We start from the raw sequence: 16,143 nt of genomic DNA on the forward strand, positions 1-16,143 counted from the left end.
GCCCCTACACCCACGTCCCGCCCGGAGCGCCCACACCGAGCACGGCGCGACTTTCTGTTATCGCCCAGCCCCCGACGCGTCTCCCGTGCGAAGCCCTCCACATGGAACACCCCCGAGACGCTAGGACCCAAGCACGTGAGAGCACAGATCAGCCGCCGGAGCTTGCTGAAGATCGCCGGTACCGCCGCGGGCGCGGCCGCCGTCACCGCCGCCGTCCCCACGGCCCAGGCGTCGGCGGCTCGCGCCGCCTTCGCGCACCCCGGACTGCTGCACACCCGGGCCGACCTCGACCGTATGGCGGCCAAGGTGAAGGCGGGCGCCGCCCTCTGCACGGCGGGTTTCGCCAGGCTGACCGCGAACCGGCACGCGCAGAGCAGCTGGGCGGCCCGGCCGGCCGCGACCGTCTACCGGGGATCGGGCACACCCGAGAACTACGCCCTCCTCTACAACGACATCCACGCCGCCTACCAGAACGCCCTGCGCTGGCACATCACGGGCGAGACCGCACACGCCGACACCGCCGTCGCCATCCTCAACGCCTGGTCGGCCACGCTGACCAGGCTCGACGGCACCGCCGACCGGTTCCTCGCGGCCGGCCTGTACGGCTACCAGTTCGCCAACGCGGCGGAACTGGTGCGGGACCGCGACGGGTTCGAGCTGGCCCGTTTCCAGAAGATGATGCGGAGTGCGTTCCTGCCGGTCAGTTCGGACTTCCTCACCCACCACAACGGCGCCTACGTCACCAACTACTGGACCAACTGGGACCTGACGGCCATGGCCTGCGTCCTGGCCGTCGGCATCCTCTGCGACGACCGCGCCTCGGTCGACCGGGTGGTCTCCTACTTCCGGCACGGCGCGGGGATGGGCTCGATCAGGAACGCCATCCCGGTGGTGTACTCCGGCGGACTCGCCGAGTGGGTCGAGGCGGGCCGCGACCAGGGCCACGCCCTGCTCGGCGTCGGGCTGATGGGCACGATCTGCGAGATGGCCTGGAACCAGGGCATCGACCTGTACGGCCACGACGACAGCCGCTTCCTCAAGGGCGCCGAGTACGTGGCGAAGTGGAGCCTGGGCGGGTCCGTGCCCTACACGTCGAACACACGGAAGAAGGGCGCGCCCGGTATCTGGTCCGGCATGGAGACCGCGAGCAGGGCGGCCGCCGTGGATCCGGCCATGACACGCCCGATCTGGGCCATGATCGCCAACCACTACACCAGGCGCCGGGGCCTCGACGCGCCCCATGTCACACGGATCGCGGCCAAGGCGGCTCCGGAGGGCGGCGGCGGGGACTACGGCCCCAACAGCGGCGGGTACGACCGACTCGGCTTCGGCACGCTGACGTTCACCCGGGACCGGGCGACCGCCGCCGAGGCATCGGCGTCCCCCACGCCCGCCTCCGGCTCCGGGGCCGTGTCCGCCCGGCCGTCGTCCCCGGCCAGTCCGAGTGCCCAGGGCGGACACGGCGACGACCTCGCCGCCACCGGCTTCTCGGACCTGCCCCTGTGGACCGGCGCGGCGGGCGTCACCGCCGTCGCGGGCGGCCTGCTCCTGCTGCGCCGCCGGGGGCGCACCCAACGCGACAGCGGCTGAACCGCCGTGGCCCGCGGCGGCCGTCGTCCGGTCGCCGCACGCCGAACACGACCGGCTCCCACCACCCAGGGTGTCCGTGCGGACACGCTGAGTTCGGCTCCAGGGGGAGCCGGGCCGTTCGGGATGCGCGCGGCTCCATCTCGTTGAAAGGTGATGACAAGGGTGGTGTGCCGCCCTCGCGACGGCCCCCGGGTGCCACCACTGCGGATCGACTCGCATAGGAGACCACATGTCGACGTCACAACCTGATGCGTCACGTCGTCCGTCCGATGACCGTGTCACACCGGACGAGCTGCTGCACGTGGCTCCGCCGGAGGCCGCACCGGATGACCTGGTGCTCGCCTCGGGCAGGGACATCACCCCCAGGGCCCTCGCCTGGGCCGAGCGCAAGCTCGCGTCCGAGGGGCGGGCCGCGATCGACAAGCTTCTGCCCTAGGGCGCTTCCGGGTCGGTGAGGCCCGGGACCGGTGAGTCCGTGCCGCTCACCGGTCCCGGGAGCATCACCGTCAGACGGCCACGGGCAGGCCGCTCCCGCCGTCCGTCTCCTGTGCCGTGTCCGTGCGATGGGCCGCGACGAGCAGCGCGTCCGCGGCCGCCACTGCCTCGTGCACGGTGTGGGTCCCCGTCATGACGCACAGCGTGTAGCTGACGTCCTCCAGCTGCCGTACCGTTTCGGGCGTCTCCCTCTCGGCGAGCGCGATCTGCAGGGTGGCGTACCGGGTCAGCAGCCCTCTAACGACCTTCGCATCCGGAACGAGCACAGTGAGGCCCTCTCTCTCGACTTTTGAGGCGTGTGCCCCGTCACGGGCGAGTCATGCGCAACTCCTTCCGCACGGGGGCACTTTGGCACGATCTCGACTCCCGGCCCCGCCCTACCTGACGAAGTCGAGCAGTTCACGAGGGCCGGCGCAGACGACCTCCACGAACAGGTCGAAGCCGCCCGACGTCATCGTCCACGCTGTTCCTCCCGCTGGTCGGCGACCCAGCCTAGGGCCCTTCCGACGTGGATCAGCGCACCAGCTCGCTGTTGACACGACGATCGATTCACGCGCCCCTTGGGTGCGGATCGGCCCCGCGGCGGGAGATCGCGCCGTCGATGCGGCGTACATCCACCCATCGGTGGGGAATACGGTGGGACAGGCGATCACGACCGACCTGGCCTCCGGTCCCCTGGTGTGCGCGGACCATACTGGGAGGCGCCCCTCGTCCCCATCCCCTCAGAGTGATCCATGGCTAAGTCCTCCACCGCCCGTGCCTCGGCTCCCGACACCGTGTGGCTGGCACGCGGACGCCATCTCGGCGCGGGAGCCGAGGAGAGAGTCCGGCAGCGACTGCGGGAGCTGAAGAGCGGCGCGGTCATCCAGGACCGGTTCGAGTTCGACGGCTCCGGTGACGGCACACCCGGTCGCGCCTTCGAAGCCCGCTGGCTGGTCGACGGGGACGTCGTCGTGCGGGCCCGTCTGAACGTGGGGGCGCCCGACGTCAGGGACGGCACACAGGACTGGGTGCTGGTGGCCGAGGCGGACCGGGCCTGGGACCTCGACTGGCCTTCGCCCGCCACCGTCTTCTGGCCCGAGGACGCGGATGCCCCCTGGGACCACGACGTGGTTCCGGATCTCCGGTTCCGCGACATCAATCCGCTGCCCACGGAGGACCGGGCGCTTCGGCGCCTCCTCAAGGAGTGCGCGCGTCACACGTGGAGCATCCATGTGGTGGTGCACGAGGCGATGACCACCGATGAGCGCGGACGGCGCCCCCTGGCGCCGATGCTGCCACCCAGCCTGCGCCACCGCGTCGTGGAGCACCGGGCCGCGCCCGAGCAGTTCCAGGTGGTCAACTGGGCGCTGTACGACCTCGGGGTGCGGGTGCCCCGCGGCGGCGCCGTGGTGCTCCCGGCGGTGCCCGCCGGTCCCGGTACCGACGACAACGGCTTCAGCGTGCGCACGGTCTTCCTCGACGGCACGGAGCCCACGGATCTCATCGACACCGTGCGGCGCTACGCCGAGCGGCCCGCCCCCCTGCCCGACGGGGCCGAGGAGGCCCTGGCCGAACTGCGCGAGCAGTGGCACCTGACGACCCTGGAGGAGGAACTGGCCCAGACGCGCCGTCAGCTCGCCGCCTACGCCGAGGCACTCGACGCCATGACGAAGTCGCGCGACCTGTACCGGGAGGCGGCCGAACTCGCCCATGAGGCACTGGCGGCGTACCAGGAGTCCGGCACCCTGCCGCCACCGCGACAGGAAGAGCGCAAGCGGGAAGGTTTCTCCTTGCGCACCCTGGCCAAGCCCCTGGAACGCGTGCGCGACGGCGCCAAGTTGCTCCGCACGCCGAGCAGCGAGGGCCACGCGCCCCGCACCACCGACCCCGACGGGGAGACCTCCGTCGCCGGTCCCTCGACCGAGCCGACGGACGCCGGTAAGCGGGGGTAGCCCTGTCCGCCGCCCCTGGGCCGGGACCGGACGCGACCGGTTCTGCGCATTCCCGGGTGCGGCGGGGCGCCGGGGCTCTCGGACCGTGCCGATCTTCCGCGTGATTGCTCTCCGAACCGCCGATCCGCGGGCGCGTCCCCTCTTGACCGCCGCAGCGTGTCGCGCACACGGCGAGGGTCGCCGGCGCACGGCCGCCGTCGTCACGGGAGGGCGAGATGACCGGAGGAACCGGCATGAAGAGGCATGCGGGCCATGCGGCGGCAGCTCTTCTCGGCCGCTACGAGCGTCTGCGGCTGCCGTGGACGGCGGCGGTCACGGTCGTCGTCGCCCTCGGCTGCTTCGAAGCCTGGCCGAAGCGGTCCCGGGCGCGGGGTGACCGGCGGGTCCGGCGGGTCCGGCGGCCAGGTTCTGCGCGACCATGGGTCGCTTGCCGGTGATGCCCGGCGGAAAGGGCCCCGCCGAGTGCCGGGGGGAGGGCATCGGCGGGGCCGAGCGGCTCGGGGTTGCCAGGGGGTGGGCTTCCCGAGCGGTCTGCGATTGCTGGTGCCCGCCTGGTTCGGAGTATGCGCCGCCCTGTGCGAGTGACCGCCGTCACTCCTCCCCGGACGCCCGCGCCGGGGCGGTGGGCATGGCCTGATCCAGGTCCGCAACTGCCGTGCGTGGGGTTCGATTCGGGGGGTACCCGGAGCTGGAATCGCCGCCGGGAACCGCTTCGGCGGCAAGAGGTTGATCACTTCCGGAGCGCGGCCCGCGGTGCATCGAGTGCCCGCCCCGGGGTAGACGAGCCCCGCACGCGGTACGTATGGGAGGACATTGTGTCGGCTGAGCAGACCCCCCTGTCCATCGATGTGACGATGCCCCGGGAGGAGGTCGCGCTGGTCATCGTGAACGGTTACCTGGACGTCGACACGGCGACGGAGTTGCACCACCACCTCGCCAATCAGGTGCACCACGGGCGACGGCATCTACTGCTCGACCTCTCGTCCGTGCCGTTCATGGACTCGTCCGGGATCAACATCATCCTCAAGGCCTACAAGGAGACCCGGCAGGTCGGCGGCTCCGTCGGTCTCATCGACCCGGCCCCGGCCGTACAGCGCATCCTCGACCTCACGGGGGTGAGTCTGACCGTCCCGTCCTTCGAGAGCGCCGATGACGCGCTCGCCGGCGTGGGCGACGCGGTGAGCCGGCCGTAGCGGAACGGGCGCTTCCGCGGGCGTCGACCCTCCTGGCCGGGCGCGCGGGAGCGAACCCCTGACTCGACAGGCCATTTGCGTGGGCGTTCGCGCACGTAGATGGCTTGTTCGGCGGTAATAGTTGCCGTTTGACAACTGTAGTCATGAGGCAACAAAGTGTGGGGAGCATCGAACACACGGAGGGAAGTGGGATGTTGTGGTGGGCGGAGCCGGCTCCGCGCGCCGACCGACCACGGCAGGCGCTCGGCACACCGGCGGGGAGGACCGGTCCGCGCTCGGCTCACGCCGTACGGGCGTCGGTTCCGTCCTCCTCGTGGATCTGTGCCGCCGCGGTGGCACAGAAGGCCTCCAGTCCCTGCAGGAGCGCCGTGCGCTTGGCCGCGGGCATCTGGGCCAGGACGGACTCCAGGGCACTCTCGCGCCGTGACCGCAGTTCGGCCAGGAAGGATCTGCCCCGTCGGCTCAGGTGCAGCCGCAGCTCACGTCGGCTGATGGAGCTCGCCGTGCGCTCGACGTACCCGACGGCCTGCAGACGGTCGCAGAGTCTGCTCGTCGACGGCGGAGTCGATGCCAGGGCGTCGGCGAGCGTCCGCAGGTTGATGCCCTCGTGGTGCTCCAGGATGAAGAGCACCCGCAGCTGGGAGGCGGAGACGGGAGCCGTCGAGGCACGCCCCCAGAGGACTTCCAGCAGCTCCGCCGCCTCTGACGTCACCCGCGCCACCTCGCTCGGCCCGGGACGCGGGCTGGAGGAAGTCACCGTCTCACTCTCCCAGGCTTCTCGAATGCTGTCGGCCTGCCGGGACCACAGCTCACACACAACGATAGATACGGACACCGACACACGGATGCACGCCCCGTCCAGGGCGCGGGGCCGGAATCGTACTAGCAGAAGAATGGCGTATCCGACATCGTGAACAGATTCGTGGCAGCCGAGAGGGCGCTTCGGAACGCGTCTCCCCACCGGTTGGTGGACGCGCTCCGCGAAGTGCTGCGCAGTCAGTACGCGGCGGAGTCCGTGGAACTGCTGATGGCCGACTACGGGCTCACCGTCCTGCAGCCCGTCTCCGCGCGGCCCGACATCTCCGAACCCGTATCGATGCACGGCAGCACGGCCGGCCGGGCCTTCGGCGCACAGGACCCGATCATCGAGGAGATCGGCGACCTGTCCCGGGTCCATCTGCCGGTGACGGTACGCGGGGACCGGCTCGGCGTGCTGAGGGTCACACTGCCGTCCGAGGGCAGCGCGGAGGTCCTCCCCGAGCTCGTCGAGATCGCGGAGGTCCTGGGCCACGAGGTGATCGTGGCCGATCGGGACACCGACGTCTATCTGCAGGCCAGGCGCAGGGACCGGCTGACGCTCGCCGCCGAGATGCAGTGGCAGCTGCTGCCGGGCCGGGCGTGTGCGCGGAGGGAGTACGCGCTCGGCGCGCAACTGGAGCCCGCCTACGCGATCTTCGGGGACAACTTCGACTGGTCCGCCGGTTCCGACCGGCTGATGCTCTACATCACCAATGGGATGGGCGAGGGCATCGAGGCATCGCTGCTGACCGACCTCGGGATCAACGCGCTCCGCAACGCCCGGCGCGCCGGGATCTCCATCGAGGACCAGGCCGCCCTCGCCGACCAGGCCATCTACGCCCATTACCGGGGCGCCTCCTACCTGTCGGTGCTCCTCCTCGACTTCGAGCTGTCCACCGGCCGGGTGAAGGTCGTGGACGCCGGTTCCCCGCAGATGCTGCGGCTGCGCGGCAGAACCGTCGAACCGGTCGACTTCGAGGCCCAGTTGCCGCTCGGCATGTTCGAGGAGACCGACTATGTCTCGCAGGAGCTCCACGTCGAACCGGGCGACCGGCTCGTATTCGCCAGCGACGGCGTCTACGGAGTCGCCGCACCGGGGGGCGAGAAGTACGGCGAGAAGGCCCTGGCCAAGGCCATCGCCTCGACGCGGCTGCTTCCGGCGGCGGAGGTGCCGCGCGCCGTCCTGAGGGAGCTGTCCAGTCATCGCGGCGGGCCGGACCCGGAGGACGACGCGATCGTGGTGTGCCTGGACTGGTTCGGGCCGCTGGGCGGCTCGTAGCCGCTCCGCGTGCGCCGGTGTCGTACCCGAGACGCCCGAAGTCATGCATACGGACGGCAGTTGGCCGTGTCCCTCGTTCGTTGGACGATCTTCCGGGCAGGCACGGGTGTCATGCGCGAACTCCCATGATTACAGTTGTCGCGCGACAATGAACCGCGCTCTCCGAGGAGGCTCCCTGACAGCCGGGGGGGCGTACGTACGAAGGAGACAGGGACGTGACGGACCAGGACTCGGCAGCGAACCGAGAGGCGTCGGCAACCGTGGTCGGGGACTTCCTGCTGCGCCGACGGGAACAGATCTGCCAGCGCTGGGCCGACGAGACACTGTTCCGGACGGTGTTCACGGTCTCCCGCGACGAGGCGGTGGAAGCGGCCGGCGCTCTCGTGGAAGCGCTTGCCGTGGTGGCCGCCTCGGGACGGATCGAGGACCTGCGGGCCCCGGGCTTCGCGGGGGTGGCCGAACAACTCGCCCGCATGGCGGCCTCGCGGGCGCGTGCGGGCGCCGCACCCGGCCAGATCGCCGACGAGGTGGCGGCTCTGCGCCACTCGGTCACGGCGCTCCTGAGGGCCGACCTGTCCGGGGCGGACGGCGCAGCGACCGAAGCGCCTGTGGTCGCGCTCACCGTCCTGCTGGGCACGCTGCGCGTGTTCGTCATGGAGACGGCCCTCAGCGCGGGCGAGGGCATCATCGAGCGGCAGCGCCTGCAACTGCTCGAAGTGGCCACGCCCGTGATCAAACTGTGGAACGGCATCGTCGCCGTTCCACTCATCGGCACCCTGGACAGCGCCCGCAGCCAGGTCGTGATGGAGAGCCTGCTGGAGGCGGTCGTCACCCAGCAGGCCCGGTTCGCCATCCTGGACATCACCGGAGTGCCGACGGTCGACTCACTGGTGGCGCAGCATCTGATGAAGACGGTCGCGGCGGCACGTCTCATGGGCGCCGAGTGCATCGTCTCCGGCATCCGGCCGGCGATCGCCCAGACCATCGTGCACTTGGGCATCGACCTGAGCTCCATCATCACCCGTACGAGCCTCGACGACGCCCTCGCCTACGCCCTGCACCAGCAGGGCGCCGTGATCGTCGACCGGGCCGGCAACGGAGGAGGCCCGCGATGACCTGGGGCGCCGAGGGGCCGGTGGGCGCCCATGTCCCCGTTCTCCAGCTCGGCGACGTCCTGCTCGTCACTCTCCAGGGTGAACTGCATGACAAGGCGGCCGAACAGCTCCAGCAGGACATCGGCGAGGCCATCGCCGGCAGCTCCGCCGCCGGAGTCGTCATAGACGTCTCCGGTGTCGAGATCGTCGACTCCTTCCTCGGCCGTGTGTTCGCCGAGATCGCCGCGAACGCCAGGCTCCTCGCCGCGGAGACCGTCGTGGCCGGCATGCGGCCCGCGGTCGCGATCACCCTGGTGGAACTCGGCCTCACCCTGCCGGGCCTTCGCACAGCCCTCGACGCCGACGAGGCCCTACGGATGCTGACGCAGGCGTCCACGCCCCTGTCCGGCCCTCCAGGACGCCAGGAGAACGCGTGACGGAGACATCGGGCCGCGTGGCCGCATGCTTGCCCATCCGGTCGGACATGGATCTGGCGTGGGTACGACAGCATGTGCGGCAGGCGGCTGCCGAGCTCGACTTCGGTCTGGTGGAGCAGACCAAGCTGATCACCGCGGCCAGCGAGCTCGCGCGCAACACACTCGTCCACGGCGGAGGCGGACACGTCGAGTCCGCCTTCCTGGACAACGGACGTGCCCGTGGCCTGCGCCTGACCTTCACCGACGAGGGCCCGGGCATCGCCGACGTCGAGCGGGCCCTCACCGACGGCTACACCTCGGGCGGCGGTCTGGGCCTGGGGCTGGGCGGCGCCCGGCGGCTGGTGCACGAGTTCACGATCGACACCCGTCCCGGTGCCGGCACCTCCGTCACCGTCGTGTGCTGGGCGGCCGGACCGCCGCGTCCCCGCGAGGAGATGAGATGACCCGGGTCTGGGACGTGCCCGTGCACGACTCGACACGGCTCAGGGACGTCCGGGTGGCGGCGAAGGAAGTCTGCGGCCGTGCCGGGTTCGACGAGGACCGGGGGGCCGCCGCGGAGCTCGTCACCACCGAACTCGCCACCAACCTGCTCAAGCACGCCGGAGGCGGGCAGATACTCCTGGAGACCGTGGACGCGGAGCTCGGCTCCGGTGCGAGCGCTCCGCAGCCCGCGCTGCAGATCGTCGCGATCGACCACGGACTGGGCATCCCCGACCTTTCGGCCGCGCTGGGCGACGGCTTCTCGACCACGGCCTCGCTGGGCGCGGGCCTCGGCACGTGCGGACGTCTGGCGGACGACTTCGAGGTGCACAGCTCGCCCGGGCGCGGCACCGTCGCCCTGGCCCGGATACACGCCTCCAGAAGGAGCGGACCGAAGTCCCGGCGCAGCCCCGGGCCGGTGTGGGCGGGAGGAGTCAACGTCCCCCTCGTCGCGGGTCATTCGGGCGACGCCTGGGCCTGCGTACGGTCCGGCGAGCGCGTCACCCTGCTCCTCGCCGACGGGCTGGGTCACGGCCCCCAAGCGGCCGAGGCCTCCGACGCCGCCGTCCGGCAGCTGCGCCGTAGCGCCCATCTGGCGCCCCCGGAACTGCTCGCGGTGCTGCACGGCGCGCTGCGCAGCACTCGGGGCGCCGCGGTCGCGGTCGCCCAACTCGACCTCGCCGCAGAGCGTCTGGAGTTCTCCGGCATCGGTAACATCGGTGCCCGTTTCCGCACCGGCGACAACTGGCAGCACCTCCTGTCGCATCCCGGCATAGTCGGCGCCCACCGACCGGCGCGCATCCCCCACCTGCGGCTGCCCTGGTCCTCCGACTGCCTTCTCGTCCTGCACAGCGACGGCCTGCCGAGCCGATGGTCGCTGCGTCCGGACGTGCCCTCGGCGGTCCTGGACCCAGGAGTGACGGCAGCCCTGATCGTGCGCGACGCCAGCAGTTCCGCCCGGCCCGTCCGCGACGACACCGCGGTGACCGTGCTGTCCCCCACACCGTCGAATCGTGAACCATGACCCACACCTGGCAGATCACTACCGTCGTCGACGCCGCCCGGGCCCGGATCGCCACCGCCCGGCTCGCGGCCGAGCACGGTGTGTCCGTCCTCGACCGCACCCGGCTGGTCACCGGCCTCACCGCCCAACTGCGGCAGCGCCTCATCAAGGGCGGCGTCTGGCGGCTGACCCTGGAGACCACTCCCGCGTCTAAGCCCGAGCCGCAGCTGCGGCTCACCCTCGGCCCCGCCCCGGAGGACAACCGCGACGCACCCACCTGGCGGGCCGCCGTCCCGGCGACGGAGCGGGGTGGTCGCGTCGGCACGGGCTCGGTGCGCACCGGGCCGACGGCCCTCGCGGAGGCGTTGTTCAGCGCGGACGACGACACCGCTCGGGTGCTGGACGCCCTGACGGAGCAGGAGGCACTGGTCGCCTTCCACCGCGAGGAGCTCCATCAGACCAATCAGGGCGTCCTCGCGCTGCACGCCGAACTGGACGCCGCCGGACGGGCGCAGCGCGACCTGTTCGCCGCCGAGCGGGCCGCGCGCACCGAGGCGGAGGAGGCGCGCCGGCGGCTGACGTTCCTCGCCGACGCCAGTGCGGCGCTGACGGCGTCCCTCAACCACGGGGAGATCGTGCGCCTGCTCCCGGAGCTGCTGACGCCGACGTACGCGGGCAGCGTCGACGTGTGGCTGCTCGACGACGAGGAGGAGGAGCGGAGGCTCGGTCCCCGTCCCGCCGCCGCCGTGGTCGCCGCCCGTACCGGCCGTCCGCAGTACGCCGCCGCCCACCCAGGTGGCCTGCCCGGAGTGGACGACCGGCCCCCCTCGGCCCTGCACCCCACCCTCCCCCTGCTGTGCGTTCCCCTGCTGGCCCGGCGGGCGCCCCTGGGTGTCCTCATCCTCACCCCGCCCGGCGACCGGTGGAACGCGGACGACGCCGTCATGCTGATCGAATTGGCCCGTAGAGCCGCGATCGCGATCGACAACGCGCAACGCTTCGAGCACAGCCGCGACATCGCCGAGACGCTGCAGCGGGCGCTGCTCACCGACCTGCCCACCACCCCGGGGCTGCGACTGGCGGCCCGCTATCTGCCGGCGACCCACGGCCTCAACATCGGCGGAGACTGGTACGACGCCTTCCGCCAGCCCGACGGGAGTCTGATCACGGTGATCGGCGACGTCACCGGCCATGGACTGCACGCGGCAGTGATGATGAGCCAACTGCGCACGGCCCTGCGTGCGTACGCCGTCGACGGAGGCAGCCCGAGCCAACTCCTGACCCGCCTGCACCTGTTCCTCCACCATCTGCAGCCGGACCTGTACGCCACGGCGGTCATCGCCCGTTTCCGGCCCGACGAACCGGTCCTGACCTGGGCCGCCGCGGGACACCCGCCACCCGTCCTGCGTACGCCCGACGGCCGGGTCCATACGCTCGATGCCAAGCCGGGTGCCATGCTGGGCATTCCGCTGCGGCAGGAGATCGAGGACCACACCGTCCAGCTGCCGCCCGGGTCGACCCTCGCCCTCTACACGGACGGCCTGGTGGAGCGGCGGGCCCAGGGCATCGATCCGGGCATCGAACGTCTCACCGAGGCGCTGTCCGCGCTCCCGGTGCCGGAGCTGGACGGCGACCTGGAGAACGCCGCCGACCGTGTGCTCGACCCGATGCTGCAGGACTCGGAAGGCGACGACGACGTATGCCTCCTGCTGTGTCACATCACCAGCGAGTGGGTACCGTCGCCGCGGCCTGCGCCCGCCGGAGGTCCGTGACGGTCCGGCCGGGCGTCGCGACGCCCAGGAGATCCGTTCGGAAGGGCCCTAGCCCTCCCTGCCCCTCTCCGCCGCGTGGCTCTCCCGGAAGGCGTGCAGCCCCTGTGCCAGCGAGGTCCGTTGTGCGGGCGTCATCGCGGCGAACACGGCGGCCAGGCCGGCGGACCTGCGTTCGGCGAGGTCCGCGAGCACCTTCCGTCCCTGGGCGGTGACCCGCAGCTGCAGCTCCCGCCGGTTACGGGGATGAGGCACCCGCTCCAGCAGCCCCGCGGCCTCAAGGCGATCGCAGAGCCTGCTCGCCGCGGGCAGCGCGATACCGAGTGTCTCCGCGAGCGCGGTGAGATTGAGCTCCGAGCGGTGACGGACGGCCGTCAGCGCCTTCAGCTGATGGGTGGACAAGCGCGGAGTGATCGCCTCGGCCGCCTCGGTCCACACCGCCACCAGGGCATCCACCGCATCCGCCACCTGCCGGGCCAGCACCGTCGGACGACCGCCCGCTTCTTCTGCCTCCGTCACCTCACGGTCAACTCCCACCACCCATCTCACGCCTGCCACATCGGCCCGCCTCGCGTCCACCGACACGGTCGGCCCGATCGCCGCCCCTACCCCGGTCACCCGCGAGTACGCCGCCGGGTACCCCCTTCTTCACGAGATCACTGCACCGCACACCGGATCGGACATCTCGCGGCGGGCCGGTCGGTCGTGTCACGATCTCGGATGCGTAGCCGTCGGCTTTCTGGCAACCGTCATAACGAGGGCCGTGCGACAGCGCGACGAACGACGACAACCGGCCGGCGTGCCGGCCGGGGGAAGGACGGCATGGCGACCGAGCCGCGTTGGGACAAGGCCTGGCCGTTCGAGATGGTCGAGAACCTCATGATCGGCTTCGACGGCGAACTGCACGACGTGACGGACGCACGACTGGCCGCCGAGGGGTTTCTGCGCCGGCTTGCCCGGGCCTCGCCTCCGACGAGTCCGGAGCACTGGAACGACATCCTGCTGGTGGTCGACGAACTGGCGGCCAACGCCGTGCAGTACGCGCCCGGGCCCTTCACCCTGGGCATGCGGCCGACGTACGACGGGGTTCATGTGACGATGCACGACACCAGCACCACGCCCCCTTCCCCGCGGCCCTTCAAGCCCGGCCGGGCGGGAGGCATCGGCTGGCATCTCGTGCACACGCTGTGCGATCAGGTGAGCGTCGTGGTCCAGCCGGACGGCAAGGACGTGCACGTCTTCCTTCCCTGGTAGGCGCGGCACGGGCGTCAGGCGGCCCGCCACCGCGTCCCGGAGTCTCCCGGTGCGGTGGCGCCGCTCTCCGGTGTCGCGGGCTCCTCGGGTACCTGCCGGCCGAGATCGTCGGGGGCCGGTTCGCGCACGGCGCGCAGTCGGCGCTCGCGCCGCGCGCCCTGGGCCTGTGCGTCGCCGTCCGGACGCAGTATCCGTTCCTCGTACCGTCCAAGGGCCAGCAGCAGGCAGAGCATGGATGCCGGCAGGAGCAGGGCTACGGCGATCATGGGAGCTCCCTCCACGGGGGTGTCCCGTTCCGCGTTGCCCCACTTCGCCGGTGGAAACCCCGTCGGCTTCACCTGCCGGGGCGAGCGGCCCCCTTTCGGCCGCCGGTGGGAGGCACGACGCCCCGAGTGCGCCGGCCGACGGGTGCGGGGCCGGGGGTCAGGGAGACCAGAACGCTCACGATCTTGCCGCCGCCCGGACACGGCTCGACGGCGATGTCGCGGGCCAGCTGGATGATCAACGGCCAGCCGTACCCGCCCCCGTCGTACCCGAGCGGAAGCTCGCCGGAGCCGAAGGCCGCGGAGGGGATGTCCGCGCTGCGGTCGTGCACGAAGAGCCGGACGCCGTCCCGCGTGGGTCTCGCCTCGAAGGCCACGAGTCCGCCGCCATGACGGATGGCGTTGGACACCAGTTCGGAGGTGACGAGGAGCAGGTCGGTGACGGCCTGCTCGGTCGGCCGAAGGGCCGCAGCGTCCCCATGACTCCGCAGAGCCGCCAGCACATGCGAACGCGCCGACGCCGCGCTGGTGACGAGGGAGCTGGGCGCCGGCGTCCCGCCCTGCCCGGCCTCACCCGCGAGCGCGTGGTGGGCGCACGCGTACGGCCTCTCGTCGGCCCCTTTCCCGTCGACGGCGACCGCACTCTCGCCGTCCGGTGAGGGCAGTTCCATCGACCTCATCGCGCCCCCGGAGGGGCGGACAGACCCGGCACGCTCCCGGCGCCGTCGGCGCGGACGACGGACCCCGCGGCACCCGTGGCGCCGGTGGAGCGGCGATCGTCCTTCCGGGGCGCAAGGGGCGGCGTGGTGTGGTGGTGTGCGTTCATCCAGCCTCGCCTACCCGCCCGTGTGCGCGCCATGGGTCCGGCAGCGCACATTGCCGGTACGGGCGACGCCGTGCCGGGCGGCACGGCGTCCTGGGCGGCCTGCGCGAGCGCGGTCACTCGACGCTCGGCGGCAGCGTGCGGTAGTAGGCGTCGACCCTGGCCAGGTAGTCGGGGTCCAGCGTCTCGCGGTCGGTACGGAACTGGGGCGCGGCCTTCACCTCCTCCTTGGAGCACGCCAGCGTGATCTGCCGCGCCTCGGTGTCTATACCGGTGACGAGGCCTGCGGGAATGAGAACGCTCTTGCCGAAGACCCACACCCCGGTGTCGACGATCAGATGCCGCATGCCCGGACCGTCGGCCTGCCGGTCGACGTGCCCCACGGTGCCGTCCCTGGCCTCCACGGTGAAGCCGGCCAGCTCCTGCCCCTCGGTATGGCCGATTCCGGGCTGGTACGCCCACGGACTCTCGATGGTCACGACGCTCCCTCCACGGTGGGTGTGTCGCAGCGGATACCCGCGACCGAGAAGGGCATTCGAGGCCATGGGGCAGATCGTCCACGGGACCGTTGTGGTACGGCAACCATCTCGCGTTCGGCGTACTGGCGACCGGCTCGGCACGCCGAACCGGTCGCCCTCCCCCTCAGGAGGCCAGTGTGGACGCCAGTTCGCTCGCCGCCTCGACGAGTTCGGTGTCCGGGTCCGCGAGCAGTTGCCGCAGGGCACCTCGGTCGGCACGGACGGCGCGGCGCGCCTCGCGCTCCCATCCCACGTAGTTGTGAGGGTAGTTGAGCAGTTTGGGATATGCGGAGGCGGTGCTCTCCCACTGGCGGGCGTCGGCGATGCTCTTGAGCAGATGGACGATCTGCACACGGCAGTTCACCTGGGGAAGCCGGGCCAGCTCCCACAGGAACGGAACCGTGGCGGCCGTCGCCTGGTCCACGACGAAGCCGTACTGACAGATTCGTTCCCGCAGATCGCCGAGTGCCGCTCTGGCCGTGGGTTCGTCACCCCGGGCGACATCGTGGAGCAGGATCGGGATGGCTTCCGCGGAGCCGCTGGAGTCCTTGATGGTGTCCCACGGCACGTGCCCAAGGTCCTTGAGTGGTGTGGCCATGTCCGCTCCCCGCAAACAGTGTGGGGCCAGGCCCCGAGGGTGGTCGTCCCCGGCCGGGTCGCGTCGACGAGAGGGCGGGCATCCCGTGCGCGGTGATGACACGGCACCTCCCTGGTGCGACGTCAGCATGTGGCGCCTCTACTGCGATTGACGCCCCCGCTATTATCCACGCAGTCAGCGCCATCGTGCAATTGCATGGGAAATTGCACGACGGGTAAGAGGTCAGGGGACCCGTGGCCGCACTCCGCCCGGATGTGCCGGTGCCCCGGGGCAGAACGTCAGGGAGGAGACGGTGGTGCCTTCAGTGTCGAACGGAGTGCCTGCCAGCACGTTGGACGCCCGCTGGGTCAAGAGCCGGCACAGCACTGCGGAGGGCAACTGCGTCGAGGTGGCCGGCCTGGCCGACGGGGCCATCGCGATACGCAATTCACGTGATCCGGACGGACCCGCCCTCGTGTACACGTCGTCCGAGGTCGCCGCCTTCCTGGCCGGGGCGAAGGACGGGGAGTTCGACGATCTGGTATGAGCGGGACCATGCGGATTGGTCCGGTTCGACCCGTGCGGCAGGACCTGGCCGAATGCGATACTGCGGTTCTGTTGTCTGCCGGCCAGCTG

The 16,143-nt window shown here is 71.4% G+C and carries 19 protein-coding genes; 12 read left to right on the top strand and 7 right to left on the bottom strand.

The genetic code is table 11. From position 1 onward, the window contains the following. Positions 1-135 precede the first annotated feature (135 nt). Positions 136-1,590: an alginate lyase family protein gene (locus tag ASC56_RS10100; RefSeq protein WP_199835954.1), complete on the top strand. Its 1,455-nt coding sequence runs from the start codon at positions 136-138 to the stop codon at positions 1,588-1,590. Positions 1,591-1,819: 229 nt separating this feature from the next. Continuing rightward, a complete protein-coding gene (locus ASC56_RS10105) occupies positions 1,820-2,026 on the top strand; it encodes a hypothetical protein (protein WP_055490911.1) in 207 nt (68 codons plus the stop codon). Between the two features lie 70 nt (positions 2,027-2,096). Here ASC56_RS10105 and ASC56_RS10110 read toward each other — a convergent pair whose 3' ends face one another. Then, positions 2,097-2,351: a DUF5133 domain-containing protein gene (locus ASC56_RS10110; RefSeq protein ID WP_055490912.1), complete on the bottom strand. Its 255-nt coding sequence runs from the start codon at positions 2,349-2,351 to the stop codon at positions 2,097-2,099. Positions 2,352-2,819: 468 nt separating this feature from the next. Between ASC56_RS10110 and ASC56_RS10115 the strand changes: the two genes are divergently transcribed. Together ASC56_RS10115 and ASC56_RS10120 are read left to right on the top strand one after the other, a co-directional pair. Then, entirely contained in the window at positions 2,820-4,019 is a 1,200-nt protein-coding gene (locus tag ASC56_RS10115) for a hypothetical protein (protein WP_055490913.1), read from the top strand. Positions 4,020-4,873: 854 nt separating this feature from the next. Next, a complete protein-coding gene (locus ASC56_RS10120; RefSeq protein WP_055491088.1) occupies positions 4,874-5,212 on the top strand; it encodes an STAS domain-containing protein in 339 nt (112 codons plus the stop codon). Positions 5,213-5,492: 280 nt separating this feature from the next. On the opposite strand, the gene ASC56_RS10125 is transcribed toward ASC56_RS10120, so the two are convergent. Next, the gene (locus ASC56_RS10125; RefSeq protein ID WP_199835955.1) at positions 5,493-5,969 is read right to left on the bottom strand and encodes a MarR family winged helix-turn-helix transcriptional regulator; all 477 of its coding nucleotides are present in this window, start codon (positions 5,967-5,969) and stop codon (positions 5,493-5,495) included. Positions 5,970-6,122: 153 nt separating this feature from the next. On the opposite strand from ASC56_RS10125, the gene ASC56_RS10130 reads away from it, so the two are divergent. The 6 genes from ASC56_RS10130 to ASC56_RS10155 all read left to right on the top strand — a co-directional run bounded on the left by ASC56_RS10130 (position 6,123) and on the right by ASC56_RS10155 (position 12,075). Further along, positions 6,123-7,289 (top strand): PP2C family protein-serine/threonine phosphatase, encoded by a 1,167-nt coding sequence (locus tag ASC56_RS10130; protein ID WP_055490915.1) that lies wholly within the window; start codon positions 6,123-6,125, stop codon positions 7,287-7,289. 215 nt (positions 7,290-7,504) lie between these two features. Continuing rightward, positions 7,505-8,404, top strand: a complete 900-nt coding sequence (locus ASC56_RS10135; protein WP_055490916.1) for an STAS domain-containing protein — start codon at positions 7,505-7,507, stop codon at positions 8,402-8,404. After that, positions 8,401-8,820, top strand: coding sequence for an STAS domain-containing protein (locus tag ASC56_RS10140; RefSeq protein ID WP_055490917.1), 420 nt, complete (start codon positions 8,401-8,403; stop codon positions 8,818-8,820). Before ASC56_RS10135 ends, ASC56_RS10140 begins: the two co-directional genes overlap by 4 nt. Positions 8,821-8,867: 47 nt before the next feature. Continuing rightward, complete coding sequence (locus tag ASC56_RS10145; protein WP_055491089.1) at positions 8,868-9,263, top strand: anti-sigma regulatory factor; 396 nt, start codon at positions 8,868-8,870, stop codon at positions 9,261-9,263. Continuing rightward, positions 9,260-10,324 carry an ATP-binding SpoIIE family protein phosphatase gene (locus ASC56_RS10150; protein ID WP_055490918.1) on the top strand — a complete coding sequence of 355 codons (1,065 nt, stop codon included), beginning with the start codon at positions 9,260-9,262 and terminating at the stop codon, positions 10,322-10,324. The genes ASC56_RS10145 and ASC56_RS10150 overlap by 4 nt, the downstream gene beginning before the upstream one ends. Beyond that, complete coding sequence (locus tag ASC56_RS10155; protein WP_055490919.1) at positions 10,321-12,075, top strand: PP2C family protein-serine/threonine phosphatase; 1,755 nt, start codon at positions 10,321-10,323, stop codon at positions 12,073-12,075. The genes ASC56_RS10150 and ASC56_RS10155 overlap by 4 nt, the downstream gene beginning before the upstream one ends. A 48-nt stretch (positions 12,076-12,123) precedes the next feature. Here the strand turns inward: ASC56_RS10155 and ASC56_RS10160 are convergent, their stop codons facing one another. Beyond that, positions 12,124-12,591, bottom strand: coding sequence for a MarR family winged helix-turn-helix transcriptional regulator (locus tag ASC56_RS10160; protein WP_055490920.1), 468 nt, complete (start codon positions 12,589-12,591; stop codon positions 12,124-12,126). Between the two features lie 303 nt (positions 12,592-12,894). Between ASC56_RS10160 and ASC56_RS10165 the strand changes: the two genes are divergently transcribed. Further along, positions 12,895-13,326: an ATP-binding protein gene (locus ASC56_RS10165; RefSeq protein ID WP_055490921.1), complete on the top strand. Its 432-nt coding sequence runs from the start codon at positions 12,895-12,897 to the stop codon at positions 13,324-13,326. Positions 13,327-13,340: 14 nt separating this feature from the next. On the opposite strand, the gene ASC56_RS10170 is transcribed toward ASC56_RS10165, so the two are convergent. From ASC56_RS10170 to ASC56_RS10185, 4 genes are all read right to left on the bottom strand, one after another. After that, a complete protein-coding gene (locus ASC56_RS10170; RefSeq protein WP_055490922.1) occupies positions 13,341-13,592 on the bottom strand; it encodes a hypothetical protein in 252 nt (83 codons plus the stop codon). Between the two features lie 68 nt (positions 13,593-13,660). Continuing rightward, on the bottom strand, positions 13,661-14,260 hold the full coding sequence (locus ASC56_RS37795) for an ATP-binding protein (RefSeq protein WP_063784947.1): 600 nt from the start codon (positions 14,258-14,260) through the stop codon (positions 13,661-13,663). 268 nt (positions 14,261-14,528) lie between these two features. Further along, the gene (locus ASC56_RS10180) at positions 14,529-14,891 is read right to left on the bottom strand and encodes a hypothetical protein (protein ID WP_055490923.1); all 363 of its coding nucleotides are present in this window, start codon (positions 14,889-14,891) and stop codon (positions 14,529-14,531) included. A 163-nt stretch (positions 14,892-15,054) separates the two neighbouring features. After that, a complete protein-coding gene (locus ASC56_RS10185; protein WP_234376913.1) occupies positions 15,055-15,528 on the bottom strand; it encodes a hypothetical protein in 474 nt (157 codons plus the stop codon). Between the two features lie 295 nt (positions 15,529-15,823). On the opposite strand from ASC56_RS10185, the gene ASC56_RS10190 reads away from it, so the two are divergent. After that, positions 15,824-16,054: a DUF397 domain-containing protein gene (locus ASC56_RS10190; protein ID WP_055490925.1), complete on the top strand. Its 231-nt coding sequence runs from the start codon at positions 15,824-15,826 to the stop codon at positions 16,052-16,054. Positions 16,055-16,143 lie beyond the last annotated feature (89 nt).

The organism is Streptomyces sp. TP-A0356 (assembly GCF_001417775.1).
Lineage (GTDB): Bacteria > Actinomycetota > Actinomycetes > Streptomycetales > Streptomycetaceae > Streptomyces.